Annotated in this window: 32 protein-coding genes; 1 reads left to right on the top strand and 31 read right to left on the bottom strand. The window is 76.0% G+C overall.

Annotated elements, in window-relative coordinates; all coding sequences use genetic code 11:
* From E4A51_RS15120 to csrA, 4 genes are all read right to left on the bottom strand, one after another.
* The coding region (locus E4A51_RS15120; RefSeq protein ID WP_134852236.1) for a methyl-accepting chemotaxis protein at window positions 1-958 on the bottom strand (958 nt) is incomplete at its 3' end.
* A 150-nt stretch (window positions 959-1,108) separates the two neighbouring features.
* The gene (locus E4A51_RS15115; protein WP_046530129.1) at window positions 1,109-1,522 is read right to left on the bottom strand and encodes a chemotaxis protein CheW; all 414 of its coding nucleotides are present in this window, start codon (window positions 1,520-1,522) and stop codon (window positions 1,109-1,111) included.
* Window positions 1,519-3,870: a chemotaxis protein CheA gene (locus tag E4A51_RS15110; RefSeq protein ID WP_134852235.1), complete on the bottom strand. Its 2,352-nt coding sequence runs from the start codon at window positions 3,868-3,870 to the stop codon at window positions 1,519-1,521. The genes E4A51_RS15115 and E4A51_RS15110 overlap by 4 nt, the downstream gene beginning before the upstream one ends.
* An 85-nt stretch (window positions 3,871-3,955) precedes the next feature.
* Window positions 3,956-4,270, bottom strand: a complete 315-nt coding sequence (gene csrA / locus E4A51_RS18885) for a carbon storage regulator CsrA (RefSeq protein ID WP_046530127.1) — start codon at window positions 4,268-4,270, stop codon at window positions 3,956-3,958.
* 111 nt (window positions 4,271-4,381) lie between these two features.
* Between csrA and E4A51_RS15100 the strand changes: the two genes are divergently transcribed.
* Entirely contained in the window at window positions 4,382-5,089 is a 708-nt protein-coding gene (locus tag E4A51_RS15100) for a DUF998 domain-containing protein (protein WP_167748932.1), read from the top strand.
* Here E4A51_RS15100 and E4A51_RS18935 read toward each other — a convergent pair.
* The 27 genes from E4A51_RS18935 to fliS form a co-directional block, all read right to left on the bottom strand.
* Complete coding sequence (locus tag E4A51_RS18935; RefSeq protein WP_156442155.1) at window positions 5,062-6,150, bottom strand: hypothetical protein; 1,089 nt, start codon at window positions 6,148-6,150, stop codon at window positions 5,062-5,064. The genes E4A51_RS15100 and E4A51_RS18935 overlap by 28 nt on opposite strands.
* Window positions 6,128-8,185, bottom strand: coding sequence for a flagellar biosynthesis protein FlhA (gene flhA, locus E4A51_RS15090; RefSeq protein WP_087508346.1), 2,058 nt, complete (start codon window positions 8,183-8,185; stop codon window positions 6,128-6,130). The genes E4A51_RS18935 and flhA overlap by 23 nt, the downstream gene beginning before the upstream one ends.
* Before the next feature lie 3 nt (window positions 8,186-8,188).
* Complete coding sequence (locus E4A51_RS15085; protein ID WP_087508347.1) at window positions 8,189-9,343, bottom strand: flagellar biosynthesis protein FlhB; 1,155 nt, start codon at window positions 9,341-9,343, stop codon at window positions 8,189-8,191.
* Window positions 9,340-10,107 (bottom strand): flagellar biosynthetic protein FliR, encoded by a 768-nt coding sequence (locus E4A51_RS15080; protein ID WP_046530124.1) that lies wholly within the window; start codon window positions 10,105-10,107, stop codon window positions 9,340-9,342. Before E4A51_RS15080 ends, E4A51_RS15085 begins: the two co-directional genes overlap by 4 nt.
* 10 nt (window positions 10,108-10,117) lie before the next feature.
* Complete coding sequence (gene fliQ, locus E4A51_RS15075; protein WP_046530123.1) at window positions 10,118-10,390, bottom strand: flagellar biosynthesis protein FliQ; 273 nt, start codon at window positions 10,388-10,390, stop codon at window positions 10,118-10,120.
* On the bottom strand, window positions 10,390-11,286 hold the full coding sequence (gene fliP / locus E4A51_RS15070; RefSeq protein WP_082740269.1) for a flagellar type III secretion system pore protein FliP: 897 nt from the start codon (window positions 11,284-11,286) through the stop codon (window positions 10,390-10,392). The genes fliQ and fliP overlap by 1 nt, the downstream gene beginning before the upstream one ends.
* Window positions 11,283-11,717, bottom strand: coding sequence for a flagellar biosynthetic protein FliO (locus tag E4A51_RS15065; protein ID WP_070320585.1), 435 nt, complete (start codon window positions 11,715-11,717; stop codon window positions 11,283-11,285). Before E4A51_RS15065 ends, fliP begins: the two co-directional genes overlap by 4 nt.
* Window positions 11,717-12,415 carry a flagellar motor switch protein FliN gene (fliN, locus tag E4A51_RS15060; protein WP_046530122.1) on the bottom strand — a complete coding sequence of 233 codons (699 nt, stop codon included), beginning with the start codon at window positions 12,413-12,415 and terminating at the stop codon, window positions 11,717-11,719. The genes E4A51_RS15065 and fliN overlap by 1 nt, the downstream gene beginning before the upstream one ends.
* On the bottom strand, window positions 12,412-13,398 hold the full coding sequence (locus E4A51_RS15055; RefSeq protein WP_226237087.1) for a flagellar motor switch protein FliM: 987 nt from the start codon (window positions 13,396-13,398) through the stop codon (window positions 12,412-12,414). Before E4A51_RS15055 ends, fliN begins: the two co-directional genes overlap by 4 nt.
* Window positions 13,399-13,596: 198 nt before the next feature.
* Window positions 13,597-14,112 carry a flagellar basal body-associated protein FliL gene (gene fliL, locus E4A51_RS15050; RefSeq protein WP_070320584.1) on the bottom strand — a complete coding sequence of 172 codons (516 nt, stop codon included), beginning with the start codon at window positions 14,110-14,112 and terminating at the stop codon, window positions 13,597-13,599.
* A 27-nt stretch (window positions 14,113-14,139) separates the two neighbouring features.
* On the bottom strand, window positions 14,140-15,027 hold the full coding sequence (locus E4A51_RS15045; protein WP_070320583.1) for a flagellar motor protein MotB: 888 nt from the start codon (window positions 15,025-15,027) through the stop codon (window positions 14,140-14,142).
* Window positions 15,024-15,803, bottom strand: a complete 780-nt coding sequence (locus E4A51_RS15040; protein WP_070320582.1) for a motility protein A — start codon at window positions 15,801-15,803, stop codon at window positions 15,024-15,026. Before E4A51_RS15040 ends, E4A51_RS15045 begins: the two co-directional genes overlap by 4 nt.
* Complete coding sequence (locus E4A51_RS15035; protein ID WP_306298830.1) at window positions 15,803-16,084, bottom strand: flagellar FlbD family protein; 282 nt, start codon at window positions 16,082-16,084, stop codon at window positions 15,803-15,805. Before E4A51_RS15035 ends, E4A51_RS15040 begins: the two co-directional genes overlap by 1 nt.
* A gap of 155 nt (window positions 16,085-16,239) precedes the next feature.
* On the bottom strand, window positions 16,240-16,857 hold the full coding sequence (locus E4A51_RS15030; protein ID WP_046530117.1) for a D-alanyl-D-alanine carboxypeptidase family protein: 618 nt from the start codon (window positions 16,855-16,857) through the stop codon (window positions 16,240-16,242).
* 2 nt (window positions 16,858-16,859) lie between these two features.
* Window positions 16,860-18,038 (bottom strand): flagellar hook protein FlgE, encoded by a 1,179-nt coding sequence (locus E4A51_RS15025; protein ID WP_046530116.1) that lies wholly within the window; start codon window positions 18,036-18,038, stop codon window positions 16,860-16,862.
* A 24-nt stretch (window positions 18,039-18,062) separates the two neighbouring features.
* Window positions 18,063-18,530 carry a flagellar hook assembly protein FlgD gene (locus E4A51_RS15020; RefSeq protein ID WP_070320581.1) on the bottom strand — a complete coding sequence of 156 codons (468 nt, stop codon included), beginning with the start codon at window positions 18,528-18,530 and terminating at the stop codon, window positions 18,063-18,065.
* 14 nt (window positions 18,531-18,544) lie between these two features.
* Window positions 18,545-19,873 carry a flagellar hook-length control protein FliK gene (locus E4A51_RS15015; RefSeq protein WP_134852233.1) on the bottom strand — a complete coding sequence of 443 codons (1,329 nt, stop codon included), beginning with the start codon at window positions 19,871-19,873 and terminating at the stop codon, window positions 18,545-18,547.
* The gene (locus E4A51_RS15010) at window positions 19,870-20,307 is read right to left on the bottom strand and encodes a flagellar export protein FliJ (RefSeq protein ID WP_046530115.1); all 438 of its coding nucleotides are present in this window, start codon (window positions 20,305-20,307) and stop codon (window positions 19,870-19,872) included. The genes E4A51_RS15015 and E4A51_RS15010 overlap by 4 nt, the downstream gene beginning before the upstream one ends.
* Window positions 20,304-21,638, bottom strand: a complete 1,335-nt coding sequence (locus E4A51_RS15005) for a FliI/YscN family ATPase (RefSeq protein ID WP_087508353.1) — start codon at window positions 21,636-21,638, stop codon at window positions 20,304-20,306. The genes E4A51_RS15010 and E4A51_RS15005 overlap by 4 nt, the downstream gene beginning before the upstream one ends.
* A complete protein-coding gene (locus E4A51_RS15000; protein ID WP_052748452.1) occupies window positions 21,635-22,315 on the bottom strand; it encodes a FliH/SctL family protein in 681 nt (226 codons plus the stop codon). Before E4A51_RS15000 ends, E4A51_RS15005 begins: the two co-directional genes overlap by 4 nt.
* Window positions 22,308-23,306: a flagellar motor switch protein FliG gene (gene fliG, locus E4A51_RS14995; protein ID WP_046530113.1), complete on the bottom strand. Its 999-nt coding sequence runs from the start codon at window positions 23,304-23,306 to the stop codon at window positions 22,308-22,310. The genes E4A51_RS15000 and fliG overlap by 8 nt, the downstream gene beginning before the upstream one ends.
* Window positions 23,303-24,907 (bottom strand): flagellar basal-body MS-ring/collar protein FliF, encoded by a 1,605-nt coding sequence (gene fliF / locus E4A51_RS14990; RefSeq protein ID WP_134852232.1) that lies wholly within the window; start codon window positions 24,905-24,907, stop codon window positions 23,303-23,305. Before fliF ends, fliG begins: the two co-directional genes overlap by 4 nt.
* Window positions 24,907-25,233: a flagellar hook-basal body complex protein FliE gene (locus tag E4A51_RS14985; protein WP_070320820.1), complete on the bottom strand. Its 327-nt coding sequence runs from the start codon at window positions 25,231-25,233 to the stop codon at window positions 24,907-24,909. Before E4A51_RS14985 ends, fliF begins: the two co-directional genes overlap by 1 nt.
* Entirely contained in the window at window positions 25,233-25,631 is a 399-nt protein-coding gene (locus E4A51_RS14980) for a flagellar basal body rod protein FlgC (protein WP_046530111.1), read from the bottom strand. The genes E4A51_RS14985 and E4A51_RS14980 overlap by 1 nt, the downstream gene beginning before the upstream one ends.
* Window positions 25,628-25,972, bottom strand: coding sequence for a flagellar basal body protein (locus E4A51_RS14975; protein ID WP_046531129.1), 345 nt, complete (start codon window positions 25,970-25,972; stop codon window positions 25,628-25,630). The genes E4A51_RS14980 and E4A51_RS14975 overlap by 4 nt, the downstream gene beginning before the upstream one ends.
* Before the next feature lie 179 nt (window positions 25,973-26,151).
* A complete protein-coding gene (locus E4A51_RS14970) occupies window positions 26,152-26,517 on the bottom strand; it encodes a hypothetical protein (protein ID WP_046530110.1) in 366 nt (121 codons plus the stop codon).
* Window positions 26,518-26,523: 6 nt separating this feature from the next.
* A complete protein-coding gene (fliS, locus tag E4A51_RS14965; protein ID WP_070320822.1) occupies window positions 26,524-26,943 on the bottom strand; it encodes a flagellar export chaperone FliS in 420 nt (139 codons plus the stop codon).

The following is a 26,943-nucleotide window of genomic DNA, read 5'->3' as shown; positions in this document are numbered from 1 at the left end:
TCACCTGCTCCGCCGCAGCCGCCACCACACCCGCCTGCACGCTCGTCTCCTCCGACCCCGACGCCACCTGACCCGACGCCGCCGCCAGCTCCTCCGCCGCAGCCGCCACCGTCCCCGCCGACTCCGCGACACCGGCCAGCGTGCCGCGCACCGACGTCTGCGCCTCGACGAGCGACGCGGCCATGCGGCCGACCTCGTCCTGCTCGACGACGTGCGGCGTGCGCGTGAAGTCGCCGGCCGCCATGGCCGTGACGGACGCCTGCACCTCGGTGACCGAGCGTCGGATGCGGCGGGCCACGCCCGCCGCGACCGCACCCGTCAGCAGCACCGCGCCGAACGCGACGACCAGCACGACCAGGCCCACGCGGTCCGCGTCGCGCTGCGCGTCGGCCGCGGCGGACGCGAGGTACTCCTCGAACGCCGCCTCGAACGCGTCGAGGTGCTCGAGGTAGGCGTCGATGAGCGGCTGGCTGACGTCGTCGGTCGCGGCCTCGTACGCGGCCGGGTCACCCGACAGGGCCGCGGGCACGATCGTCGTGTCGCGGGCCTGCGTCCACGCGTCGAGCCCGTCGGAGAAGTCCCGCCACCGCGGGTCGTCCCGGAACCGCGGGTGCGCGTCGACGACCGCGCGCGCCTCGTTCATCTCGGCGTCGTTCGCCGCGACCCGCGCGACCCACTGCTTCTGCTCGTTGCCGCGCGTCGCGGCGATCTGCGCGACGATCATGCGGGCCTTGAGCTGGTCCTCGTGCACGACGCTGGTCGCGCTGCCCACCGTGTTCTCGACGACGACGAACTCGTTCATCGAGGCCGCGACGCCGTCGATCTCGACGTACGCGTACACGCCGTTGCCGATGGCCGCGGCCCCCACGAGCCCGACGACGCACAGGATCTTGACCTGCACCGAGAGGTCCGCGAACCGTCCGAGAAGCCCGCGGCGGCGCGTGCTGGTGGTGTCCATGGCTGCTCCCTCGCCCTGCCCTGCTCGACTCCCCCCGGCACCGCTCCATCGGCGGACGCGCGCGGGTCGTGAGCAGAACGGGAGGTGAACCCCGGTGGGGTCCACCTCCCGTCCGAGGGTGGTGCGGGACCGTGCGGCCCGTGACGCGGGTCAGGCCGCGACGGCCTCGTCCACGTCGAGCACGAGCAGCAGGCGCCCGTCGAGCTTGTGCGCGCCGCGCACGACCGAGCGCATCGCGGGGTCGAGCGTGTCCGGCGGCGCCTCGAACGAGTCGGGACCGACCTCGACGACGTCGCCGATCTCGTCGACCAGCAGGCTGATCGGCTCGCCGGCGACCTGCACGACGACCATCATCGGCTCGTCGCCCGCGAGCGGCGGCAGCCCCATGCGCGTGCGCATGTCGATGGTGAGGACGACCTGCCCGCGCAGGTTCACCAGGCCGGCGACCTCGGCGGGCGCGAGCGGGACGCGCGTGCGCGTGTGCGAGCGCAGCGCCTCCTGCACCCGCAGCACGTCGACGCCGTACAGCGTGCCGTCGAGCGTGAACGTGACGTACTGGCTCATCGTGCCGCTCCCACCAGGTCGGAGCCCAGCACCGCGGACACGTCGTCCGGGTCCTGCGCGGGCTCGTCGTAGAACGCCGCGTCGGCGGCGAGGACCGCCGACCGCACGTCGAGCAGCTCGACGACGCGGCCGCCGAGCACCGTGGACCCGAGCAGGCCCATGTCCTCGACGTCGGAGTGCTGGTCGTCGCGGTCCTCGAGGATGTCGACGATCTCGCGGACCACCAGGCCGACGGCCCGCGTGCCGCGCGTCAGCACGACCACGAGCAGCTCGTCGACCTCCTCGCCGTACGCGCCGAGCATCCGGTCGAGCCGCACGAGCGGCAGGATCGTGCCGCGGTAGCGCACGACCTCCCGCCCGCCGACGCGCTCGACCTCGTCGGTGCGCAGGTGCTCCAGGCGCGTGACCTGCTGCAGCGGCATCGCGACGTGGCGACCCTCGCCGATGCCGACGACGAGCACCTGCTCGCGGCCCGCGTGGTCGAGCTGCTCCTCGACGCCCGCGCGGCGCGCCGCGGCCTCGACCTCGCCGTGCAGCGCGCGCCGCGCGACGGCCTGCACGTCGAGGATCAGCGAGACGCGACCGTCGCCCAGCACCGTCGCCCCGGCGTACGCGCCGATCGACTTGAGGCGCGCCGACAGCGGCTTGACCACGATCTCCTCGGTGTTGAGGACCCGGTCGACCAGGAGCCCGAACCGGTGGTGGTCGGCCTGCACGACCGCGATCACCGAGCTCGACCCCTCGGTCGCCTCGTCGGGGATCTCCAGGACGCCCGTGAGCGACACGAGCGGCAGCAGCTCGCCGCGCAGCCGGTAGACGGGCGCGTCGTGCACGTGCTCGATCGCGGTGCCGCCGCGCTGCGCGTCGAGCGCGACGAGCTCCAGCAGGTTCACCTGCGGGACCGCGTACACGTCACCGGCGCACTCGACCGTCAGCGCGGGCATGATCGCGAGCGTCAGCGGGATCCGCAGGCGCCAGACGGTGCCCACGCCCACGGTCGACTCGACGTCGACCGTGCCGCCGACCTGCTCGACCTTGGTGCGCACGACGTCCATGCCGACGCCGCGGCCCGACACGTTCGTCACGGCCGACGCGGTCGAGAACCCGGGCAGGAACAGCAGCTGCAGCAGGTCGCCGGGCGCGCTGGCCTCGACCTGCGCGGGCGTGCGCAGCCCGCGCTCGACCGCCTTGGCGCCGACGACGACGGGGTCGATGCCCTTGCCGTCGTCCGCGACCTCGACGACGACCTGGCCGCCCGCGTGGTACGCGCGGAGCGTGAGGACGCCCTTGGCGGGCTTGCCCGCGGCGACACGCGTCGCGGGCGCCTCGATGCCGTGGTCGACCGCGTTGCGCACGAGGTGCGTGAGCGGGTCCTTGACGGCCTCGAGCAGGCTGCGGTCGAGCTCGGTGTCGCCGCCCGACATCTCGAGCTGGACCTCGCGCCCGCACGTGGCCGCGAGGTCGCGCACGACGCGCGGCATCTTGGACCACAGGTGCTCGATGGGCTGCATGCGCGTCTTCATGACGCCCTCCTGCAGCTCGCCGGCGACGAGGTCGAGGCGCTGGGCCGTGCGCACGAGCGTGACGTCGTCCGCGGCGGCGGCCAGGCGCGTGATCTGGTTGCGGGCCAGCACGAGCTCGCCCACCTGGCGCATGAGCGCGTCGAGCAGGTCGACGTCGACGCGGATCGCGGAGTCGCCGACGCGCAGGTGGCCGACCTCCTCGGCGGCCTCGGCCGCCGGGGCCGGCGGCTCGGGCGCGGGGTGCGGCTGCGGGACGACGGCCGTGGGGGCCGTCGGCGCGGGCGCGGGCGCCACCGGGGCGGCGGGCGCCGCGACGGCGGGTGCGGGGGCCACGGGAGCGGCGGCCGCAGCCGACGCGGCCGCGACCGGCTCGGGTGCCGCGACCGCGGCGGGCGCGGCGACGGGTGCGGCGGCGGGCGCGGCGCCCGCGGCCTGCGGCTCCTCGGCGCGCACGGCCTCGACGAGGGCCACGACCTCGTCGACCTCGACGTCGCCCTCGGTGCCGTCCCGCTCGATCGCGGTCAGCAGGTCACGCACGCGGTCGACCATCGCGAGCAGCACGTCGGTGGTCCGCTGGTCCATCGTGCGGCGCCCGTCGCGCAGCTCGACCAGCAGGCTCTCGCCCGCGTGCGTGAGCCGCTCGAGGCGGTGCATCGCGAGGAACCCGCTCGTGCCCTTGATCGTGTGGATCGTGCGGAACACGCTGCTCAGCAGCGGGCGTGATCCCGGCTGCTCCTCGAGCGCGACCAGGTCGCGGTCCAGCTGGTCGAGGTTCTCCTGCGACTCGACCAGGAACTCGCGCACGATCTCGTCGACGTCGTCCATGTGCACCTCCCCGGCTGGGTGCGCACGCACCCGACGCCCCGCACATCGGCCGCCGGGCCCGAGGTCTGAGGGGTGCGGGCCGTCTTCAGCCGCGGGGCGTGCCGCCGGCGTCCGGCGCCGACGGGTCCGCGGCCCCGGGTGCGTCGGCGCGGGGCGCCGACCGGTGGCCCGGCAGCAGGTCGCGCAGCGCCGCGGCGGCCGTGGCGTCCGCGTCGCCGGCCTGCGCGGCGGCGGCGTTCGCCTCGCGCACCGCGTCGAGCACCTCGGAGCGGTGGACGCGCACGTGGCGCGGCGCGTCGATGCCCAGCCGCACGCCGTCGGCCCGGACCTCGAGGACCGTGACGACCACGTCGTCGCCGATGACGACGCTCTCGCCGACGCGACGGGTGAGCACGAGCATGCCCGCGAGACTACAGGGCGCCCGCGGCGGCCCGGCCGGCGTCCCGCGCGCGTCGGGACGTGGCGAGCGACGGGTGCGGCCGGTCCGCCGCGGGCTGGGTACGGTGCCCGGGTGAGCGCCCCGACCCCCGTGCCGTCCGTCCCCGCGGCCGCCCGACCCTCGCGCGGCGCCCTGACCGGCGGCGGCGTCCTCGCGGGCGCGGCCGCGTGGGTCGCGGTCGCGCACTACTTCGTGGTGCTGCTGGTGGTCCGGGCGGCGTGGACGACGCCGTACAGCGTGCTCTCGAACACCATCAGCGACCTCGGCGCGGCGGGCTGCGGCGAGCACCGCGGCCGCGACGTGTGCTCGCCGTGGCACGTCGCCGCGAACGTCTCGTGGGTCGCCACGGGTGCGTGCCTGCTGCTCGGCGCGCTGCTGCTGCGACCCGTGCTGGCCCGGGGTGCCGCGGGGCGCGTCGGCCTCGCGCTGATCGGCGTGGCGGGCGTCGGCGAGCTCGTGGTCGGGCTGAGCCCCGAGGACGTGAGCGCGGCGCACGTGCCGGCCGCGGCCGTCGCGATCGTCGGCGGGCTCGCCGGCCTGCTGACGCTGGGCGCGTCGCTCGCGCGCACGCCCGGCCTGCGCGGCCTCGGGGTGCTGGGCGTCGGGTTCGGCGCCCTCGGCGCGACCGCGCTCGTGCTGGGGGTGACGGTCGTCCCGGAGCGGCTCGTCGGACTGGTCGAGCGGCTCGCCGCCTACCCGATCCTCGTGTGGACCGTGGCCGCGGGCGTCACGGTGCTGGTCCGGCGGCGCGCTCACGCGAGCGCGGCGTCGAGCTCCTGACCGAGGGCGGCGGCCCACACCAGGCGCGACGCCGGGACGCCGTCCACCCACGCGACCGGCAGACCGGGCTCCAGCACGGTGCCGGGTGCCGCGGTGTCGAGCAGGCCGTGCACCGCGAGCGCGTCCACGGGGCGCTCGGCGCCGACCGCGGCCACCCACGCCGCGACGTCGGCGGACTTGGTGCGCGCGTCCGTCACGGCCCACACCTGGTCGGCGCCGAGGCCCGCGAGCGCGTGCGCGGCGCGCGCGCGGTCGTGGTGCTCGGTGCCGACGCGCAGCGCGACGACCTGCGCGGTGCCCCCGTCGCGGGCCGGTGCCGTGACGGCGCCGGACGCGTCGAGCTCGTGCACGCGGCCGTCGGGCAGCCCCCACCGCACCGCGAGCGTGCGGGCCACGGCGCGCGGCCCGTCGCCCTCGCCGACGACCACGAGCACCTGCCCGACGCCGCGCGGCGGCGGGGGCGGTGCGGGCAGCCGGCCCAGCACGGCGCCGAGCGTCATGGGCCCCGCGTCGAGCAGGCGCACCGGCACGCCGAGGCGGACGAGCTCGGCGCGCAGCCCGACGCCGGGCGCGTACGGGGGCGCGGGGGGCGGCTCGGGGGCGGGGACCGCGGGCGCGAGCGCGAGCGCGGCGGCGGCACCCGCGAGCGCCGCGTCGGCGGGGCGGGGCGCGGGCACCACGAGGTCGGGGTCGGGGGCGCCCACGAGCGAGCGGACCTGGTCGAGGACCGCCGCGAACTCGCGCGACGTGGTCGACACGCCGGGCGCGGGCGCGGGCGGGCCGTCGGGGCCGTCGGCCGCGTCGGCCGCGTCGAGCAGGTCCTCGATGCCGCGCGCGGGGGCGGGTGCGGCGGGCCGGTGCGCGAACGCGCGCACGGGCCGGTCGTCCTCGTCCGGCACGTCGACGGTCATCTCGTAGCGTTCCTTGGCGAAGAACCCCGCGAACCCGCCCGAGCGGATGCGCTCGGCGCTGACGATGCGCGCGCCCGGGCCCAGGTGCTCGCGCACCTGCGTGACGAGCTCGTCGAGGTCGGGGCCCTCAAGCAGCAATCGCGTGGTCACCGTTCACCACCCCGACCGTGTCGACCTGGACGCCGGCGGCCGTGACCTCGGAGTACGAGAGCACGGGCAGCCGCGGGTCGGCGAGCGCGACGAGCCGGCGCAGCGCCGGGCGGATCGCGGGCGAGCACGCGAGCACGACCCCGCGGCCCTCGGCCTCGGCGCGACCGACCGCGGCGCGCAGCTGCGCGAGCACCGTGTCGAGGCGCTGCGGGTCGACCAGCAGCTGGCTGCCCTGGTCGCCGGGCCGCAGGTTCTCGGCGAGCTGGTGCTCGAGCACGGGCTCGAGGGTGAGGACGCGCAGCGCGCCCTCCTGCACGTAGGGCGCCGCGAGCGCGGGGCCGAGCGCCGAGCGCGCGGCCTCGACCAGCCCCTCGGGGTCGGTCGAGACGCGGGCCCGCAGCGTGAGGGCCTCGTAGATGCGGCCGAGGTCGCGGATCGGCACCTGCTCGACGAGCAGGCCCTGCAGCACGCGCTGCACCTCGCCCAGCGAGAGCAGCGCGGGCACGAGCTCCTCGACGACCGACGGGTTGACCTGCTTGACGCCCTCGGTGAGCACGCGCACGTCCTCGCGCCCGAGCAGACGCGCGGCGTGGTCGTGCACGAGTGCCGACAGGTGCGTGACCAGCACGGACACGCGGTCGACGACCGTGGCGCCGGAGATCTCCGCGGCGTGCCGCAGCTCGGCGGGCACCCACTTGCCGGGCAGCCCGAACACCGGCTCGGACACCGCGGTGCCGGGTAGCGCGGCGAGGTCGTCCCCGAGGGCGAGCACGCGCCCGGGGGGCGCCTGGCCGCGGCCGACCTCGACGCCCGCGACGCGCACGACGTACGTCGACGGCGGCAGGTCGACGCTGTCGCGCGTGCGCACGGGCGGCACGACGATGCCCAGGTCGAGCGCGACCTTGTGGCGCAGCGCCCGCACGCGCGCGAGCAGGTCCTGGTCCGGGCCCGTGCCGACGAGGTCGACGAGGTCGGGCGCGAGCAGGATCTCGAGCGTGTGCACGCGCATCTGCTCGATGAGCTGCTCGGGCGTCTCGGCGGACGGCGCGGCGACCTCGGCGACCGCGGGCTCGGCCGCGGCGGCGGCCTCGGCCTTCTCGCGGGCGCCGATGCGCTGACCGGCGACCAGCAGCGCTCCCCCGACGGCGAGGAACGGCAGCTTGGGCATGCCGGGCAGCAGCGCGAGCGCGACGGCCGCGCCGCCCGCGACGAGCAGCGCCGTGCGGGACTGCGTGAGCTGCGACGCGGCCGCGGTGCCCATGTCGCCCTCGGCGGTCGCGCGCGTGACGACGATGCCCGTGGACACCGACAGCAGCAGCGCGGGGATCTGCGTGACCAGGCCGTCGCCGACGGTCAGCAGGCTGAACCGCTCGATGGCCTCGCCCGCCGACATGCCCATCTGCATCATGCCGATCGCGAACCCGCCGACCAGGTTGATGACCGTGATGACGATGCCCGCGATCGCGTCGCCCTTGACGAACTTCGACCCGCCGTCCATCGCGCCGTAGAAGTCGGCCTCGGCGGACACCTCGGCGCGGCGCCGGCGCGCGGTGTCCTCGTCGATGAGGCCCGAGTTGAGGTCGGCGTCGATGGCCATCTGCTTGCCGGGCATCGCGTCGAGCGTGAAGCGCGCACCGACCTCGGCGACGCGGCCCGCGCCGTTGGTGATGACGACGAACTGGATGACCACGAGGATGAGGAAGATCACGAGGCCGATGACGAGCGACCCGCCGACCACGAAGTGGCCGAACGCGTCGATGACCTCGCCCGCGAAGCCCTGCCCCAGCACGAGGCGCGTCGAGGCGACGTTGAGCCCGAGCCGGAACAGCGTGAACACGAGGATCAGCGACGGGAACACCGAGAAGTCGAGCGGCTTCTGCACGTACATGCTGGTCAGCAGGATCACGAGCGACGCCGTGATGTTGACGACGATGAGCACGTCGAGCATCGCGGGCGGCAGCGGCACGACGAGCAGCAGCACGATGCCGACGACGCCGACGGGCACCGCGAAGCGGGCGACGGAACGGTTCTGCACGGGTCAGCTCCTGGGGGCGGCGCCGGCGCGCGGGCGCCGGGCTCGGGGCGGGGTCGGGGTGTCGGGCGGCAGCGTCGATCCGCCGGGCAGGCGGTGCTGGCCGAGGCTCGCGCCACGGCGGCGCAGCGCCATGACGAACGCGAGGACGCGCGCGACGGCGGTGAACAGGTGCTCGGGGATCTCCTGGCCGACGTCGCACGCCGCGTGCAGCGCACGGGCCAGCGGGACGTCCTCGACGAGCGGCACGCGGTGCTCGCCCGCGAGCTCGCGGATGCGCGCCGCCACGGCGCCGGCGCCCTTCGCGACGACGCGCGGCGCGCCCGTGCCGGGCTCGTACCGCAGCGCGACGGCGACGTGCGTGGGGTTGACCATGACGACGTCCGCGGTCGCGACCTCGGCCATCATGCGGTTGCGGCTCATGCGCATCTGCCGCGACCGGATCTGGCCCTTGACCAGCGGGTCGCCCTCGGTGCGCTTGTTCTCCTCCTTGACCTCCTGCTTGGTCATGCGCGTCGACTTGCGGTTGCGCCGCAGCACGACGACCAGGTCGACCACGGCGAGCGCGACGCCCACCGCGATGCCGCCGCGCAGCAGGCCCGACGCGCCGTCGCCCGCGGCGCCCAGCACGGCCGCGAGCGGCAGCGTCCCGGACGCCATGAGCGTCGGCACCATGGTCTGGACGCCCGCGTAGAGCACGGCCGCGACCGCGAGGGTCTTGAGGAGGGTCTTGACGCCCTGCCACATCGCCTGCGGGCCGACGAACTTCTTCGCGGCGGCCGCGGGCTTGAGGTGGTCGAACTTGGGCTTCATGCTGCGGAAGCTCACGCCGCCCTGCGCGACGGCGACGACGATCGTCGCGACCACGAGCACGGCGAACATGGGGCCGAGCGTGCTGCCCGCGGACTGGAGCGACTGCCGCAGCACCTCGACGGCCTGCGCGGGGTCGGCGCTCGACGCGACCGCACGGACCTGCGTCATCTGCTCGAGCGCGGCACCCCGCGCGCGGCCGAGCACGCCCGGCAGCATGAGCGCCGCCGCGCCGAGGCCGACCCACGCCGTGAGGTCCTGCGAGCGCCCGAGCTGGCCCTTGCGCCGGACGTCCTTGAGCCGCTGCGGCGTGGCCTTCTCGGTGCGCTCGCCGCCCCCGCCGCCGCTCACCGCAGCACCGCCGGCACGTCGGTCGCGGTGCGCTCGGCGAGCGCGCCGAGCAGGTCGGGCAGCGCGAGCAGCGCGAAGCCGCACAGCGTGAGCGTCAGCAGGATCTTCAGGGGGAACCCGAGCGCGAACGCGTTGAGCGCGGGCGACACGCGCGTGAGCAGCCCGAGGCCGACGTCGGCGAGGAACAGCACGACGAGCAGCGGGCCCGCGATCTGCAGCGCCGACACGAACAGCGACGTGATGCCGTCGGCCGCGCCCTGCGCGAACCCGGCGGCCGAGAACATGGTCCCGAGCGGCAGCACGTCGAACGTGCGCAGCAGCCCCGCGACGACCAGCTGGTAGCCGTCGGACGCGAACAGCAGCACGACCGCGAGCAGCTGGTAGAGCCGCGAGAACTGCGCGCCGCTGGTCATGCTCATGGGGTCGAACGCGGTCGCGATCTGGAACCCGCCGAACAGGTCGACGAGCGACCCCGCGGACTGCACCGCCGCGAACACCAGGTAGACGAGGAACCCGGTCCCGGCGCCGACGACGGCCTGCAGCACGAGAGCGCCGACGAACGCGCCCGTGCCGGTCGACTCGACCTGCTCGAGCCGGGGCGCGACCGCGAGCGCGAGGCCCGTGCCGAGCGCGACCTTGACCGGTCCGGGCACGCCGCGCTGCGCGAACGGCGGCGCGACCACGAGGAACGCGATCATGCGCACGGCCGCGAGCAGCGTGGTCTCGACCGCGGCGATCGGCAGCGTGACGGCGACGGGGTCCATCGGGGTCGGCTCACCCGCCCAGCAGCGACGGGATGCGCGCGTACAGCTCGTGCGTGAACGTCACGAGCTCGGTGATCATCCAGTGCCCCGCGATCAGCAGCGCCGCGGCCGCGGCGACGGCCTTGGGCACGAACGACAGCGTGACCTCCTGGATCTGGGTCACGGACTGCACGAGCGACACCGCGAACCCCACGACGAGGGCGGTGACGAGCACGGGCGCGGCGAGCTTGGCGGCCAGCACGAGGGAGTCGAGCGCGATGTCGAGGACCGCGTTGGTGTCCACTAGCCGCCCCCGGTGTACGAGCCGACGAGCGCGGTGACGATCAGCCCCCAGCCGTCGACGAGCACGAACAGCAGGAGCTTGAACGGCAGCGACACCATGATCGGCGGCAGCATCATCATGCCCATCGCCATGAGCGCGGAGGACACGACGAGGTCGATCACGAGGAACGGCACGAACACGACGAAGCCGATGATGAACGCGGCCCGCAGCTCCGACAGCAGGAACGCGGGCGCGAGCACCGTGAACGGCACGTCGGCCGGCGTCTCGGGGTTGGGCCGGTCGGCGGCGCGCGTGAGCAGCGCGATGTCCTGCTCGCGCGTGTGGGACAGCATGAACTCGCGCAGCGGCGCCTGCCCGGCCTCGACGGCCTGCGTGAACGTGAGGCTGCCGTCGAGGTAGGGCTGCACGCCCGCGTCGTTGACGCCGCTGACGACCGGCGCCATGACGAACAGCGACAGGAACAGCGCGAGGCCCGCGAGGACCTGGTTGGGCGGCACGCCCTGCAGGCCGAGCGCGTTGCGGGTCAGGGACAGCACCACGAGGATCTTGGTGAAGCTCGTGGTCAGCAGGATCAGCGACGGCGCGACCGACAGCAGCGTGATGCCGAGCAGCACGACGATCGAGCCGCTGGGCGTGCCGTTGATGCCGTTGACCTGCACCGTCACCTCGCCCACGCCGGGCGCCTCGGGCGCGGTCGGCGCCGCGGGCGGCGTGGGCCCGGTCGCGGCGTGCGACGGCGCCGCGAGCGCGAGCTGGACGACGAGCACGCCCGCGACGACGAGCGCGAGCAGCAGCGCGCGCACGAGCGTGCGGCGCCGGTCGCGGACGGCCGGTGCCGTCGGCAGCGACGGGACAGGCGTCGCGGGTGCGGGCGACGCGAGGGCCGGGCGGGTCATCGGCGCACCGTGCGGTCCTGCAGCGCGCGCAGGGTCGCGCGCCACGTCTGCGGGGACAGCACCGAGCCCGCGAGCGGGCCGGGGCGGGCGCCGTCGGGCGCGGGGCGCGGCGTGGGCACGGCGTCCGCCGACCCGGCGGCGGGCGTGGACGCCGACGTGGTCGCGGGCGCGAGCTCGGGCACGGGGCGCAGCTCGGTGAGCAGCTGCACCTGCTGCTCGCCGAAGCCGACGAGCAGGCGGCGGCTGCCGACCGCGACCACGGCCACGCCCGACCCGCGGGAGAGCGACTGCCGGTCGACCACGTGCACCGTCGGCTCGCGGTCGTCGTGCGCACCCCGCGAGGCACCCAGCTTGCGCGCCAGGTACCACACGAGGCCGACGACGCACGCGAGCGACAGCAGCACGCGGCCGACGAGCAGCAGCTCGTCCATCAGACGGCGTCCGGCGCGCTGACGATCTCGGTGACGCGGATCGCGAAGTCCTCGTCGACCACGACGACCTCGCCGCGCGCGATCAGGCGCCCGTTGACGACGACGTCGGCGGGCCCGCCCGCGGCGCGGTCGAGCTCGAGGACCGTGCCGGGCGTGAGGTCGAGCACCTGACGCAGCGGCAGGCGCGTGCGCCCGATCTCCGCGGTGAGCGTGAGCTCGACGTCGTACAGCGCGCGCAGCGCGGCGCCCCGCTGCGTCGGCACCGCGGGTGCGGCGGCGGCCGGCGCACCGCCCGGGCGCACGCGCACCACGAGCCAGGCGCGCGGCCCGTCGGGGCCGACGAGCGCGACGACGTCGCTCTCGGGCGTGACGACCTGGCCGGCCGTCGACAGCCGCGCGGGCTCCAGCACGCCGTCGCCCAGCGCGGCCGCGGCCGCCTGCAGCGCCGGTCGCAGCGCCGCCGCGGGGTCGAGCGCGGCGCCGTCGGTGCCCTCGGCGAGGGCCGCGGCGACCTGCGGGCCGAGCACGAGGGCGACGTCGGCCGACGTGCGGCCGACGACGCCCGCGACGACCGCCGCGGCGTCGGCCGGCGGGGCCGCGTCGGCCGGTGCGACCTGCAGCGGGACGTCGGCGGGGACGAGCGCCGCGGCGGCCGTGGCGGCCGCGGTCGTGTCGACGACGGGGGACGTGGTGCTCATGCGTGGTTCTCCTCGACGCTCACGACCTGGCAGGCGAGCCGCGAGCCGTGGGTGCCGGCGGCGGCGTGCGCGAGCACGACGTCGTCGACCACGACCTCCAGGGGCCGGCTCGCGGGGTGGGACAGCGGCAGCACGTCGCCGACCGCGAGGTCGACGACGTCCCGCGGGTGGACGACACGGGGCGTGCAGCGCACGGCGACCTCGACCGGCGCCTCGAGCGTCGCGCGCTCGAGGTCGGCCTTGTCACGGACCAGCCGGTCCGGGTTGGGGGTCTCGCCGTCGGGGCGCTGCTCGGTGCGCAGCGCCGCGAGCACCGCCTCGGCGGGGAGCATGAGCGTCGCGGTGTCGACGCGCTTCTCGTCGATCCGCAGCGTGAAGCTCGCCGTCAGCACGGCGTCGGTCGCGGCGACCGCCTGCACGAACTGCGGGTTGTACTGGATCGAGCGCACCGACAGCTGCAGCGGCATGATCGCCGCGAACGTGTACGTGAGGTCCGCGAGCGCGTTCGTCACGAGGTCGCGCACGAGCGTCGTCTCGATCTCGGTGAGCTCGCGCCCCTCGCGCTCGTCGCCCAGCCCCGAGCCGCCGAACAGGTAGTCGACCCACACCAGGGTCGCGGGCACCGGCAGCTGCAGCAGCGCCGTGCCGCGCGGCTGCTCGACCGTGCACACGAACAGCGCGGTCGGCGTCGGCAGGTTCGCGACGTGCTCGTCGTAGGTCAGCAGCGTGACGTCGTCGAACGTCACCTGGACCAGCGCGCGCAGGCGCGCCGTGAGCTGCGTGCCCCACAGGCGCGCGAACCGCTGCAGCGCCATCGACAGGTGGCGCGCGTGCTCGCGCGACAGCGTGAGGGGGCGGCGGAAGTCGTACGGGACCGGCGCGGCGGCGCGCGCGCGGCGGCGCGCGGACGAGCCGGGTGCCACGGGCACGTCGGTGGCGACGGGCGCGGCGGGCGCGTCGGTCGCGGGTGGGGACGGCGTCACGACCGACCCATCGGCGGGTGCCGCACGGACGTGAGGAGAATCGGCGGCGGGGTCGCGCACGAGGACGACGACGGGCCCGGTGGGTGCGCGGACCGTGCGGTGGATCTCCCGCCGCCCGTCCTGGGCGGTGCGTCGCGCGGCACGGTCGCGCGCGGCGGGGAGCGACGGCGGCGCCCTCCGTGGCGCCGGCTGGTCACGTCACTGCGTGACGTAGTTCGTCAGGTAGACGTCCACCACCTCGCCCTCGTACGCCTCGGAGAGCTGCTCGGCGAGCTGCGCCTTGAGCTGGTCACGCGTGGCCGGGTCGGAGACCTCGGCGATCGGACGGCCCGAGTACAGCGCGATCGCGAGGTCGAGCGCGCGCGACGCGTCGATCTCCTCGCCCGCGTCGGCCGTGAGCTGCAGGCCCAGGCCCAGGCGCAGGTAGCGCCCGTCGGCCAGGTTGATGCTGATGGGCTCGACCTTGACGACCGCGCCCAGCTCGGGCGTCGGCTCGGGTGCCGGCTCCGCGGCCGCACCGTCGCCCTTCAGCAGCAGGAAGTACGCCGCGGCGCCGCCGATCAGCAGCACCACGACCACGGCCACCACGACCAGCAGGCCGCGCCGCGACTTCTTCTCGGCCACGGGCTCGGCCGCCGGGGCCGGGGCGGGTGCGGACCCACCGCCGCCTCCCCCGATCTTCTGCCGGGACACCACACGCTGCTCGACTGGCATGTCACACCTCCGTCTCGGGTCGTCGGGTCACTCGTGCGTCACGGTCGGCACGAGCTCGCGCACGTTCTCCGGCGCGTCGGACAGCACGACGAGGTCGACGCGACGGTTGGCCGCCAGCGACGCCTCGTCCATGCCCTGCGCGACCGGGCGGGCGTCGCCGAACCCCACCGCGGAGATGCGGCCGGGGGCGAGCCCGTCCTTCTCCACGAGGTGCCGCAGCACCTGGGTCGCGCGGTCGGCGGACAGCTCCCAGTTGGTCGGGTAGCGCCCCGACACCGGGAGCACGTTCGCGTGCCCCTCGATCGCGATCTGCTCCTGCAGCGCGACGAGCGTGGGCGCCGCCACGTCGAGCACCTGCAGCGCGGTGGGTGTCAGCTCGGCGCTCGCGGGTGCGAAGAACACGTCGTCGGCGATGAGCCCGAGGATCAGGCCGCGTTCGTCGATGCGGAACTGCACGACCTTGTCCAGGCCTTGCGCCAGCAGGCCCTGCCGCAGCGCCTCGCGCACCTGCTCGAGGTGCGACGCCTCGGCCTGCGCGGCGGCCAGCAGCTGCGGGTCGACCGGCTCGGGCGTCGGGATCTGCCCGACCTCCGCGAGGCCCTGGTCGGCGCTCACCATGCCGGCGGTGCCCGCACCCTGCGCGTGCTGGTCCTGCGGCGCCTGGCCGTCGAGCACGCCGTCGCCGCCGTCGAACACCGTCGACGAGACCTGCACGTCGCCGTTGCCGAAGCCCGCGGCGAGCGACTTGCTCAGCGCGAGGTACTTCTCCTGGTCGACCTGGCTGATGGCGAACAGCACGATGAACAGCGCCATGAGCACCGTGATCATGTCGGAGTAGCTCACGAGCCAGCGCTCGTGGTTGACGTGCTCCTCGTGCTCCTCGTGCCGGCGCCGACGGCCGCCCGCCGCGCTCACGCCGCCTCCGTCCGGGCGTCGGGCTTGTCGCCGCCGCCGGGCACGAGGCTGCGCAGCCGCTCGCCGACCAGGCGCGGGTTGGCGCCCGCCTGCACCGCGAGGAGGCCCTCGAGCGTGATCTCCATCTGCTGGCACTCGAGGTCGGAGATCCGCCGGATGCGGTTGCCGATCGGGAGCCACACGACGTTCGCCGAGAGGATGCCCCACAGGGTCGCGACGAACGCGGCGGCGATCGAGTGCCCCAGCGACGACGGGTCCGACAGGTTCTCGAGCACGTGCACGAGCGAGATGACCGTGCCGATGATGCCGATGGTCGGCGCGTAGCCGCCCATGTCGACGAAGTACTTGGACGCGACGCGGTCGGTCGCGCGCTTGGTCGCGATCCGGTCCTCGAGGATGACCCGCAGGTCCTCGGGGTCGGTGCCGTCGATCGCGGCCTGCAGCCCCTCGCGCAGGAACGGGTCCTCGACCTGGCGCGCGTCGTCCTCGAGCGCCAGCAGGCCCTCGCGGCGCGCGCGCTCGGCGAGCTTGACGACGACGTCGACGTTCGCGCCCGGCTGCGGCGCCTTGGCCCGCATCGCGCGCGGCACGGCCGCGAACGCGGCCTTCGCGTCCTTGAGCGTGTGCCCCGCCAGGCCGACGCCCAGCGTGCCGCCCCACACGAGGATGAGCGGCGCCGGCAGCAGGATCGACATCGGGTCGGCGCCCTCGAGCGTGAGGGCCGTGTAGATCGCGCCGAACGCGAACAGGATGCCGACGATGCCCGCGGGGTCCATCAGCGGCTCCTCGGTCGCAGCGGGACGGGCGGCGGCGGGTCGTCACCGGTGTCGTCGTCGAGGTCCGGCACGGTGCCCACCGGCCCGAGCCGCTCGAGGTCGCGCGCACGCGCCAGCAGCGACGCGCGCTGCTCGTGGATGAGCGCGACGATCTGCTCGAGGGACTCCTGGACGATGAGCTTGGTGCCGTCGACGAGCGTGAGGATGGTGTCGGGCGCACTGTCCACCCGCTGGACCAGGTCGGGGTTCACCCCGAACCTGCCCCCGTTGAGTCGCGTCACGACGATCACGGCACATCCCGTCCCTGGTCACTGCTGGTGCGGCGGCTCCGGGCTAGGCGCCCGGCGCCGCGTGCGCCCCGTCCGTGGGGCACGTCCTGCTCATCGGCAGGGCGTGCGGGCGGCTGAGGCGTCGGGCCTCACCCGCGTGCGGCGCGTCATGTCTGGTACGCCCAGTGCCACGGCTCGCGCGGCGTGTCCTCCGCGAAGCCGTACCGGTCGGCGTTGGCCCGCATCCACGCCTGCGCGCGGTCGTCGAGCCGCAGGTCGACCGCGAGCCCCCAGCCGTGGTCCGACGTGCCGGGCGTCGCGGCGAGGCCGCCCTGCGAGTACAGGCCCTTGCGGCGCACGAGGTCGACCTGCGTGTCGTACGTGCGGTACGAGTCCGTGATGCCGATGGTCACGCCCTGGGCGCGCGCGTCGTCGATCAGACGCGTGAGCTGCTGCGCGGCGGGCTGCCACAGGCGGTGCCCGGTGTCCCCCACGGGGGTCAGCGCGGCGTCCGGCACGCGGCCGTTCTGGTGCGCCGCGAGGCCGTTGGGCAGCATGTCGCCGTTGATGCGACGCACCGACGACGGCGACGTGTCGACGGTCGTGGCGGGCGCGGCGCCCGGCACCTGGTACGTCGCGACCGCACGCGCGAGCGTGTCGGCGAACGCCGTGGCCGTGGTGGTCGAGCCGGACGCCGACCCCGACGCGACGGTCGGGGTCGGCGCGGGCTCGACGAGCTCGCGGAGCTGCGCCATGCGCGCCGCGATCGCGGTGATCCCCTGCATCGTCAGCGCTTGAGGTTGACCAGCTCGTTGAGCACCTCGTCGGAGGTCGTGATGATGCGCGAGTTCGCCTGGAACCCGCGCTGCGCGATGATCAGGCTGGTGAACTCGCTCGACAGGTCGACGTTCGACATCTCGAGGCGGCCGCCCGCGAGCCCGCCGCGCCCGCCCGTGCCGGCCGTGCCGATCATGGGCTCGCCCGAGTTCACCGACGTGCGGAACAGCGACCCGCCGGCCTTCTCCAGGCCGCCGGGGTTGGTGAACGCCCCCATGGCGATGCGGCCGATGACCTGCTTGAGGCCGTTGCTGAACGTGCCGGTGATGGTGCCGTCGGCGCCGAGGCCGAACGACAGCAGCGTGCCCGCGGCCTGACCGTTCGGCGTGCCCGCCGCGATCGTGTCGAGACCCGCGTAGCCCGTGACCTTCGACAGGTCGAGCGCGACGCCCCCGACCGTGAGCGTGCCGGGCGTCGCGAGCGCACCGGCCGCCGTGAAGGTCACCGGCTGCGCGGCGACCGTCGCCGCCCCGTCGCCCGCGGCCACGGTCCAGCCCGCGGCCTCCTTCGTGAACGTCACCGTGAGCGTGCGCTCGGTGCCGATCGCGTCGTACACCTTCATCGGCAGGTTCTTGGTCGTGCCGACCGCCGCCGAGGAGTCCAGGTTGCCGAGCGTGTCCGCCGTCGTCGTCGCGACCGCGCCCATCGTGGTGCCGGCCGGGACCTTGAGGTCGACGAGCGGGCTGTTCGTGTCGACGACGCCGTTGACCGCGGCCCAGCCCTGCACGAGCGCGCCCTCGCCCGGCAGCACCATCTGGCCCGTGGTGTCGAAGTCGAACGCGCCGGCGCGCGTGTAGTACGTCTCGGCGCCCTTGCGGACGACGAAGAACCCGTCGCCCTGGATCATCATGTCCGTGCTGCGGCCGGTGGTCTGCGAGGCACCCTGCGTGAAGCTCGTCGTGATGCCCGCGACCTGCACGCCGAGGCCGACCTGCGCGGGGTTGGTGCCGCCGACGCCGCCCTGCGGGGCGCCCGCGTTGGTGAGGACCTGGCTGAGCGTGTCCTGGAACACCACCTGCGAGGACTTGTAGCCGGTCGTGTTGACGTTGGCGATGTTGTTGCCCGTGACGTCGAGCATGGTCTGGTGGCTGCGCAGACCGCTGATGCCGGAGAAGAGCGAGCGGAGCATGGGAGTTCCTTTCGGTGGTCCGCGTCAGGCGGCGGGGGTGGTCGGCGGGGTGGTCGCGGTGGGGTCGGCCGCCGTGACGGCGGCGACCGCGTCGAGCGGCACGTCGGTGTCGCCGACCCGCACGGTCGGGACCGCGCCCGCGTAGGACACGGCGGTGACGACGCCCGTGCGCGTCGTGGTCTCGGAGTCCTTCCACGTGACCTCGCGACCGACGAGGGCGGCGGCGGACGACCGCATCTGCAGCGCGAACGCCTCGCGCTGGGTGTCCGACAGCTCGACGAGACGCTCCATCGTGTTGAGCTGCGTGGTCTGCGCCATCAGCTGCGTGGTGTCCATCGGGCTGGTCGGGTCCTGGTAGCGCATCTGCGCGACCAGGAGCTTGAGGAACGCCTGCTTGTCCAGCGACGTCCGGTCGACGGGCTCGCTCGCGCCGGACGAGCCGGAGCCGCCGACGGGCACGTTGCCCTGCGCGTACGACGTGTCGATGCTCAACGGGTCCTCCGGGGTCAGACGACGAGGTCGAGCGCGCCGGGGCGCGCACGGGGGGTCGGGTGGGGGGTGGCGGGCGCGTCGCCGTCGGCGCCGCGCGGGGTGACGGCGCCGTCGGCCGGGCGGCCGGAGCGGCCGCCCGGGCCCTGGTCGAGGTCCTGACCGGCGCGGCCGCCGGCCTCGTCGCGGCCGCCGAGGCCGAGCTCGGCCTGCAGACCCGCGGCCTGCAGGTCGCGCCGCAGCTCGGCGAGGGTGCCGCGCAGCGCCTCGCGCGCCGCGTCGGTCGCGCCGACGAGGTCGAGGCGGACGGCGTCGTGCGTGATGTGCGCGACCACCCGGACGGGGCCGAGGTGCTCGGGGTCCACGGGCACGGTGAGCACGTGGCGGCCGGCGCCGAGCTCGCCGACGGACCGCAGTCGCGCGCCGAGCTGCTCGGCGAGCGGGACCGCGGGCACGGGCTGCGTCGCCGGCACGGCGACGGGGGCCGCCGCCGCGGGGGCGGGAGCCGGGGCGGGCGCGGGCGCCACGACCGGGACCGGCGCGGGTGCGGGTGCGGCAGTCGGCGCCGCGAGCGACTCGCGCGCGACCGGTGCGTCGGCCGCCGCCGGGGCCGGCGGGTCGCCGACCGCACGCACCGTCGACGGCGTGGGAGCCGGCTCGCCGGTGCGCACCGCGCGGGCCGGCGCGGGTGCCGGGGCGCCCGCGCCCTGCGGGGCGGCCGGGTCCGCCGCCGCGGCGTCGGCCGGCACGTCGGCGGGGGCCACGGGGGTCGGCGACGCGGCCGGCGGCGCGGCGACGGGCGCGACGGCGGCGGCGGGCCGCGCCGGTGCGGCGGGGAGGGCCGGCGTCGCGTCGTCGACGGCCGGCGCGGCGGCCGGCGCCGCGGGCGCCTCGACGGGTGCGTCGACCGGGTCGGCGGCCGGGGCGGCGGCCGGCGCGGCGGCCACGGGCGGGAACCCGACGGCCAGCACCGTCACGTCGGGCGTCGGCGTGCCGGACGCCACGGGCTCGGCGGTCGGTCCGCCCGGTGCGGCGGCGTCACCGGCCGCGGCGGCGTCACCCGGAGCGGTGCGACGGGAGCCGTCGGCGCGGCCCGACGCGGCGGGGCGCGCCGGCTCGCGGCCGGGTGCGCGGTCGGGCCGCGCCGTGCGGTCGGGGCCGGACGAGCGGTCCGGGCCGGGCGCGCGCCCGGCGCGCACGTCCCGGCGCGCCTCGCGACCCTCGTCCCGGCCGACCTGCGCCGCGAGCGCGTCGGCGAACGCGTCCGCACCACCCGCCGGGCGCGGGCCGGCACCGGGCGCCGGGCGCGGGGACGTGGCGGGGGCCGCCACGGCGGTGGGGGTCATGCGTCCTCCCCGGGTGTCGTCGGGGCCGCGCTGCGCGCGGCCACCTCGTCGAGCGCGACCTGCTCGGCGTGCTCCTCGGTCACGCGGACCTCCTCCTCGTGGCGCTCGCGCAGCCGGTCGACGGCCCGCGTCCGCACGCGCGCGGCCGTCCACTCCGCCTGCCGGCGTCCGACGTGCTGCTCGGCGTCCTCGACGGCGCTCAGGTCCTCGGTCAGCAGCGACGACAGCGCGACGCGCGCCGCGACGGCCGCCTGCCACGCCGCGATGTCGGCCTCGCCGGGCGGGCGCGTCGAGCCGAGCATCTCGGCCGTGCGCGTCGCGCGGTCGCGCGCGATCCGCTCCTCGCGGCGCGCGGACGCGAGCTCGGCCGCGGCGGTGTCCTCGGCCATGGCGCGCACGCGCAGCAGGCCCGCGAGCGGGAAGTTGCGGCTCATGCCTCCCCCATCTGCTGCACCAGCGCGCGCAGCCACGTCCACGACGCGTCCGCCGGTGCGGCCTCGTCCATCCCCTGCCGCAGGAACGCGTCGATCGCGGCCGCGTGCGTGACGGCCGTGTCGACGAGCGGGTTGGAGCCGGCCACGTACGCGCCGACGTCGATGAGGTCCTGCGCCTGCCGGCGCGCGGCCATCACGGCCCGCAGGCGGGCGGCGTCGGCGCGCTGCTGCGGCGTCGACACGCGCGACGCGACGCGCGACACCGACCCGAGCGCGTCGACCGACGGGAAGTGCCCCGCGACCGCGAGGCGCCGGTCCAGCACGACGTGCCCGTCGAGGATCGAGCGCGCGGCGTCGGCGATCGGCTCGTTGTGGTCGTCGCCGTCCACGAGCACGGTGTACAGCCCCGTCACCGAGCCGGTCGGGCCCGTGCCGGCGCGCTCGAGCAGGCGCGCGAGCAGCGCGAACGTGCTCGGCGGGTACCCGCGCGTCGCGGGCGGCTCGCCCACCGACAGCCCGATCTCGCGCTGCGCCATCGCGACGCGCGTCAGCGAGTCCATCATGAGCACCGCGTGGCGGCCCTCGTCGCGCAGCCGCTCGGCGATGCGCGTCGCGACGAACGCCGAGCGCAGGCGCACGAGCGGCGGCTGGTCGGACGTCGCGACCACGACGACCGACCGCGCGAGGCCCTCGGGCCCCAGGTCGTCCTCGAGGAACTCGCGCACCTCGCGGCCGCGCTCGCCGACGAGCGCGATCACCGACACCTCGGCGTCGGTGCCGCGCGCGACCATCGACAGCAGGCTCGACTTGCCGACGCCCGACCCGGCGAACAGGCCGAGGCGCTGCCCGCGCCCCGCCGTCACGAGCGTGTCGAGCACGCGCACGCCCAGCGGCAGGGGGGTGTCGACGCGTGCGCGGTCCAGCGGGTGCGGCGCGGGCGCGTCGAGCTCGACCATCGCCTCGACGTCGAGCGGGCCGCGCCCGTCGATGGGCCGTCCCAGGCCGTCGAGCACGCGCCCCAGCAGGCCGGAACCCACGGGGACCCGCAGGCCCGTGCCGTGCGCGCGGACCGGCAGCCCGGCCCGCAGGCCGTGCGTCGGGCCGAGCGGCATGCAGCGCGTCGCGCCGCCGGCGGTCGCGACGACCTCGGCCGTCACGGCCTCGTCGCCCTCGCCGATGGTCACGAGCTCGCCGACCGCGGCCGACGTGCCCGCGGTCTCGATCGAGAGCCCGACCACGCCGCGCACGCGGCCGACCGCGACCGGGCGTGCGGCGTGCAGCGCGCGCGACCAGCCGTCGGCGAGGTCGCGCTCGGGCGCGAGGGTCGTCACGGGGCCTCCAGGGCGTCGCGCACGCGCTGCACGGCGGTCCCGATCCGGGCGTCGACGTGACCGTCGGCGTGCTCGAGCACCGCGTCGCCGGGGGCGAGCGCGGGGTCCGCCACGAACGTGACCGCGAGCCCGTCGGTGCCCGGCAGGGCCGCGAGGTCGCGCGGGTGCAGGTGCACGACCGCGTCGTCCGGGACGTCGGGCTCGGCGAGCACGCGGGCCAGCGCGGCGCGCGCGGCGCTGGACGCGTCCCCCAGCTCGACGCCCAGCAGCGCGACCGCGAGCTCGAGCGCCGCCGTCCGCACCGTCGCGAGCGCGTCGGCGACGACCGGTGCGGTGCGCGCCTGCAGCGCGCGGCTCGCCGCGTCGAGCGCCGCGAGCGCCGACGCGTGCTCGGCCGCGCGGACCTGCGCGTCGTGCGCGGCCTGCTGCGCGGTGCGGGCCGCCTGCTCGGCGGCGTCGGCGGCGGCCCGGCGGGCGCCCGCGGCGTAGCCCGCGGCCCAGCCCGCCGCGCGCGCCTCGTCGTCGCCGGCGGCCGGGGCGTCGAGCCGCGCGAGCGCGACCGCGCGGACGCCGGCGGGCTCCGCGGGGCGCTCGGGCGCGTGCGTGGCCGGGCGCGCGGCGAACCGCGCGGCGGCGACGGGCGTGCGCTGCAGCGGCACGAAGTCGAGGTCAGGCAACGAGCTCGTCCTCGCCCTCGCGGCGCACCACGATCTGCCCGCTCTCCTCCAGGCCACGGATGACCTGGACGATCGCGGCGCGCGCCTCCTCGACCTGCGACAGCCGGATCGGGCCGAGCAGGTCGATCTCCTCGACGAGGTTCTCCCGCGCGCGCTCCGACATGTTGCGCAGGATCTTGTCCCGCACGTCCGGGCCCGAGCCCTTGAGGGCCTGCGCGAGCGTGCCCGTCTCGACCTGCCGCAGCACGAGCTGCACGGCGCGGTCCTCGAGCAGCACGACGTCGCCGAACACGAACATCAGCGCGCGCACCTGGTCGGCCAGCGCCTCGTCGCGCGCGGCGAGGCCCTCGAGGATCGACTTCTCGGTGGCCGGGTCGGCGCGGTTGATGATCTCGACGAGCGGCTGCACGCCGCCCACGGCCGCGAGCTCGCGCGGCGCGAGCACCGCGGACGCCTTGCGCTGCAGCGCCTCGGTGACGACCGCGACGACGTCGGGCGACGCGCGCTCCATGAGGGCGATGCGGTGCGCGACGTCCGCGCGCAGGTCCTCGGGGAGCCCCGCGAGGATCGCCGACGCGTGGTCGGGGCGCAGGTGCGCGAGCACGAGCGCCATGGTCTGCGGGTGCTCGCCGTCGAGCAGCGACACGACCTGCCGCGCGTCGGCCTGCTGCAGGAAGTCGAACGAGTGGCCCGCGAGCGACGCCTGCAGACGCTCGATCATGCCCGCGGCCTGCTCCTTGCCGACCGACGCCTCGAGCAGCTGCTGCGCGAAGCCCAGCCCGCCGCCCACGCCCGGGCCGATCTCGGCGACCGCGTAGAACTCGTCGACGACCTCGTCGGCCAGCGTCTGGTCGACCCGGTCGAAGCGCAGGATCTCGGCCGTGAGCTCCTCGATCTCGGCGACGTCGAGCTTCGACATGACGCGCGCCGCGCGCTCCTTGCCGAGCTGCACGAGCAGCAGCGCGGCCTTCTGCCGCCCCGTGATGCTCATCGCCGCGCCCCGGTGGTCATCCAGCCGCGCAGCAGCTCGGCGACCTGCTCGGGCTGCTCGTCGGCGAGCGCCGCGATCTCGGCGCGCCGCACGGCGGTGCCGTCGGGCGCGACGGGTGCGGGCGGCGGCGGCAGGATCGGCAGCTCGTCCTCGGCGGGGCCCTCGATCGGCGGGAGCGCGACGGCGGTCGCGCGCGCGGCGTCGAGCTCGCCCAGGTCGAGCGCCTCGCGCCGGGCGCGGCGCGAGCGCCGGCCGAGCACGATCATCACGACGACGACCAGCAGGACGACGCCCGCGGCGACGGCGATCTGCCGGATCATGTCGGAGCGCTGCTCCGCGGCGGCCTGCGCGTCGGCGGCCGCGAGCGCCTGCTCGGCGGCCTGCGCGCTCGTCGTGTCGAAGGCCATGCGCTGCACCGACAGCGTGTCGCCGCGCTCGGTGTCGACGCCCGCGGCGGCCGCGACGGCGGCCTGCAGGTCGGCCATGTTGATGCCGCCGGCGGCGGCCTGGTCGACCAGCACCGACACGGACTGCTTCTGCAGCGCGCCGGGCGCCGAGCGGGTCGTCTCGGTGGCCTTGTTGACGGCGTTCGTGACGTCCTCGTTGGTCGAGGAGTACGTGCCGTTGCCGTTGGCGCCGTCGCCGGGCACCGCGATGTTGTCGGGGCCGAGCACGCCCGTCGCGCCGCCGTTGCCGGTGCCCGTGTACTCCTCGGTGGTCGTCGAGGACGCGAGCGGGGGCGTGTCGGGCGTCGCCGAGAACTCCTCGGTGGTCCGCTCGGACTGCGACAGGTCGAGCTGCGCGTTGACCGTGACCGTGGCGTTGCCCGGGCCGACGAGGCGGTCGAGCATGGCCTGCACGGCCCCGCCGACGCGCGCCTCGTAGTCGGCCGCGCGCGAGTCGGTGAGCCCGCCGCTCGCGGCGCTGTCGCCGACGGACGACAGCACGGCGCCGCTCGCGTCGACGACCGCGACGTCGGCCGGCTGCATGCCCTCGACGCCCGCGGACACCAGGTGCGTGATGGCCTGCACCTGGTCCGCCGTGAGCTCGCGGCCCGGGCGCGTGCGGACGAACACCGACGCGGTCGGGTCGCTCTTCGCCGCGACGAACACGGTCTCCTCGGGGATCGCGAGCCGCACGGTGGCGGCGTCGACGCCGTCGATCGCGCCGACGGTGCGCGCGAGCTCGCCCTCGAGCGCGCGCCGGTACGTCTTCTCCTGCTGGAACTCCGACGCCGTCATCGGCATCTTGTCGAGCAGCGAGTAGCCCGCGCCGTCGGCGTCGGCCGGCAGGCCCGCCGCCGCGAGCTTGACGCGCTGCTCGTACACCGCGGACGCGGGCACCAGCACGGTGCCGCCGCCGTCCGTGAGCTCGTACTGCACGCCCGCGGACGTGAGCTGGTCGACCACGGCGCTCGCGTCGGCACCCGACAGGCCGGAGAACAGCGGCACGAGCGTCGGCTTCGACATCCAGCTGCTCAGCGCGACCGCGCCGAGCACGAGCGCCGCCACCGCGATGACGGCGAACGTGCGCTGCGCGAGCGAGAGCTGACGGACCGCGGCCGTGACCCGGCCCCACGCGTCCTGCACCTGAGCGGGCATCAGACCTGCATCCTCATGATCTCGGTGAAGGCCTCGACGGCCTTGTTGCGCACGGCCGCGGTGAGCTCGAGCGCGAGCGACGAGCGCGCGGCGGCGATCGTGTAGTCGTGCACGTCGTCGAGGTCACCGGTCACGGCGCGCACCGCGAGGTCCTGCGACGTCGACTGCAGCTGCTGGACCTGCTCGACCTGGCCGAGCACGCCCGCGAACACCGACGGGTCGGCGGCCGGCGCACCCGCGGCCCCCGCCGCGCCGACGGCGCCGAGGCCCGCGGTGGGCAGGGTCGAGGTGACGCCCTGGACGGGGGCGACCGCGTAGGCGCTCATCAGCTCCGCCCGATCTGCAGCGCGGCCTGGTAGGACTCGGTCGCGCGCGTCACGACGGCGGCGTTCGCCTGGTAGCCGCGCTGCGCCATGATCAGCTGCGTCATCTGCGAGGACATGTCCACGTCGGGGTGGCGCACGTACCCGTTCGCGTCCGCGAGCGGGTGGTCCGGGTCGTGCACGAGCCGCCCCTCGGCGCTGCCGAGCTGCACGCCCGCGACCTGCACGCCGCCGTCGCCGCCGGTCATCTCCTGCGCGACGACGTACCGCGTGCGGAACGCCTCCTCGCTGGTCGCGGTCACGGTGTTCGCGTTGGCGATGTTGTCGCCCACGGCGTCCATCCACTTGCGCGTGACGGTCATGCCGGTCCCGGCCACGCCGATGGCCCCGAAGATGGTCATCCGTTGGTCCTCATCGCGGTGCGGATCGACGAGAACGTCCCCGACATCGCCTGCGTCGCCAGCTGGTAGCGCAGGTTGGTGTCGATCTGCAGGAGCGTCTCGGTGTCGAGGTTGACGTTGTTGCCGTCGAGGCGCGTGGGCTCGAGCGAGCGCGCGACCGTGCCGGTCGCCGCGCCGTCGCCGCGCCGGACCGCGCTCGCGAGCTCGTCCTCGAACTGGACGCGCTGCGCGCGGTACCCGGGGGTCTGCAGGTTGGCGACGTTGTCCGCGCTGACGCGCTGGCGCAACGCGAGGGCGTCCAGCGCGCTGTCGAGCGCGCGGACGCTCACGGAGTCGAACATGCCCATGCGGGCCACCTCACCGACGGCGTGGTACGTGGTCGGCCGATCCGTGGCCTGCTGCGCGAGCGATCCGTGCTCACCCGCCCCATCGACCGCCCGGGCCGGGGTGTGAGGAGTCGAGCGGCGCGACCTGCGACGTCACCCGTCCGGCGCACTCGCGGCGCGGGGCGGGCGGGCGGTCAGCCCTCGAGGTCGAGGTAGACGGGCGCCGCGGCCGGACGCGCGCGCAGCGCGCTGGTCGCCGCCAGGTGACGGCGCGAGACCGCGGCCTGCTCGGCGAGCCGGTGGGCGACGTCGAGCTGCCGCGCGTGCAGCGTGCGCGCTCGGTCCAGGAGCGGTGCGGGCAGCGGGCCGAGCCCGGCGGGCGGGTGCCACGCGGTGCGCTCGGCGACCTCCTGCGGCGTCGGCAGGTGCGCGACGCGCAGCAGCTCCTCGGCGTGCTCGACCTCGAGCTCGAGGTCGGCGAGCGCCTGCTCCCACGACGCGTGGAACACGGCCTCGTCGGGCCGCGGGGCGGGGGGCGCCGGGGGCGCGGCGGTGGTCACGACGGCTCAGCCCACGCCGAGCAGGCCGCTGGGCGCGGGCGCCGCGGGGGCGGCCGTCGCGGAGACCGCGTCCGACGCCTCGTGCCACGTGCGCGCGAGCTCGGCGACGATGCCGCGGCAGCCGTCGACGCGCGCGGCGTCGCCGCTCGTCGACGCCGCCAGCAGCTCCGTCATGAGCCACGTGTAGATCGCGAGCAGCTGCTCGCCGCCGTCCCACGCCTCGACGTCGAGGCTCGCGGCCAGCTCGGTCACGATGTCCTGCGCGTGCGCGAGGTGCTGCGTCGCGTCGGCGCGACGGCCCGTGGTGAGCGCGTGCGCGCCCCGCTCGACGTCGAGCACGAGGCGGTCGACGAGCATCGTGAGCAGCCGGGCGGGGCTCGCGGTCTGCACCGCGGCGGCGACGTACCGGCTCCGTGCGTCGAACAT

The sequence above is a fragment of the Cellulomonas sp. HD19AZ1 genome (assembly GCF_004535805.1).
Classification (GTDB): domain Bacteria; phylum Actinomycetota; class Actinomycetes; order Actinomycetales; family Cellulomonadaceae; genus Cellulomonas; species Cellulomonas iranensis.
The sequence above is the reverse complement of the archived record's forward strand: the minus strand, read 5'-3'. Positions and strand labels throughout refer to the sequence as shown.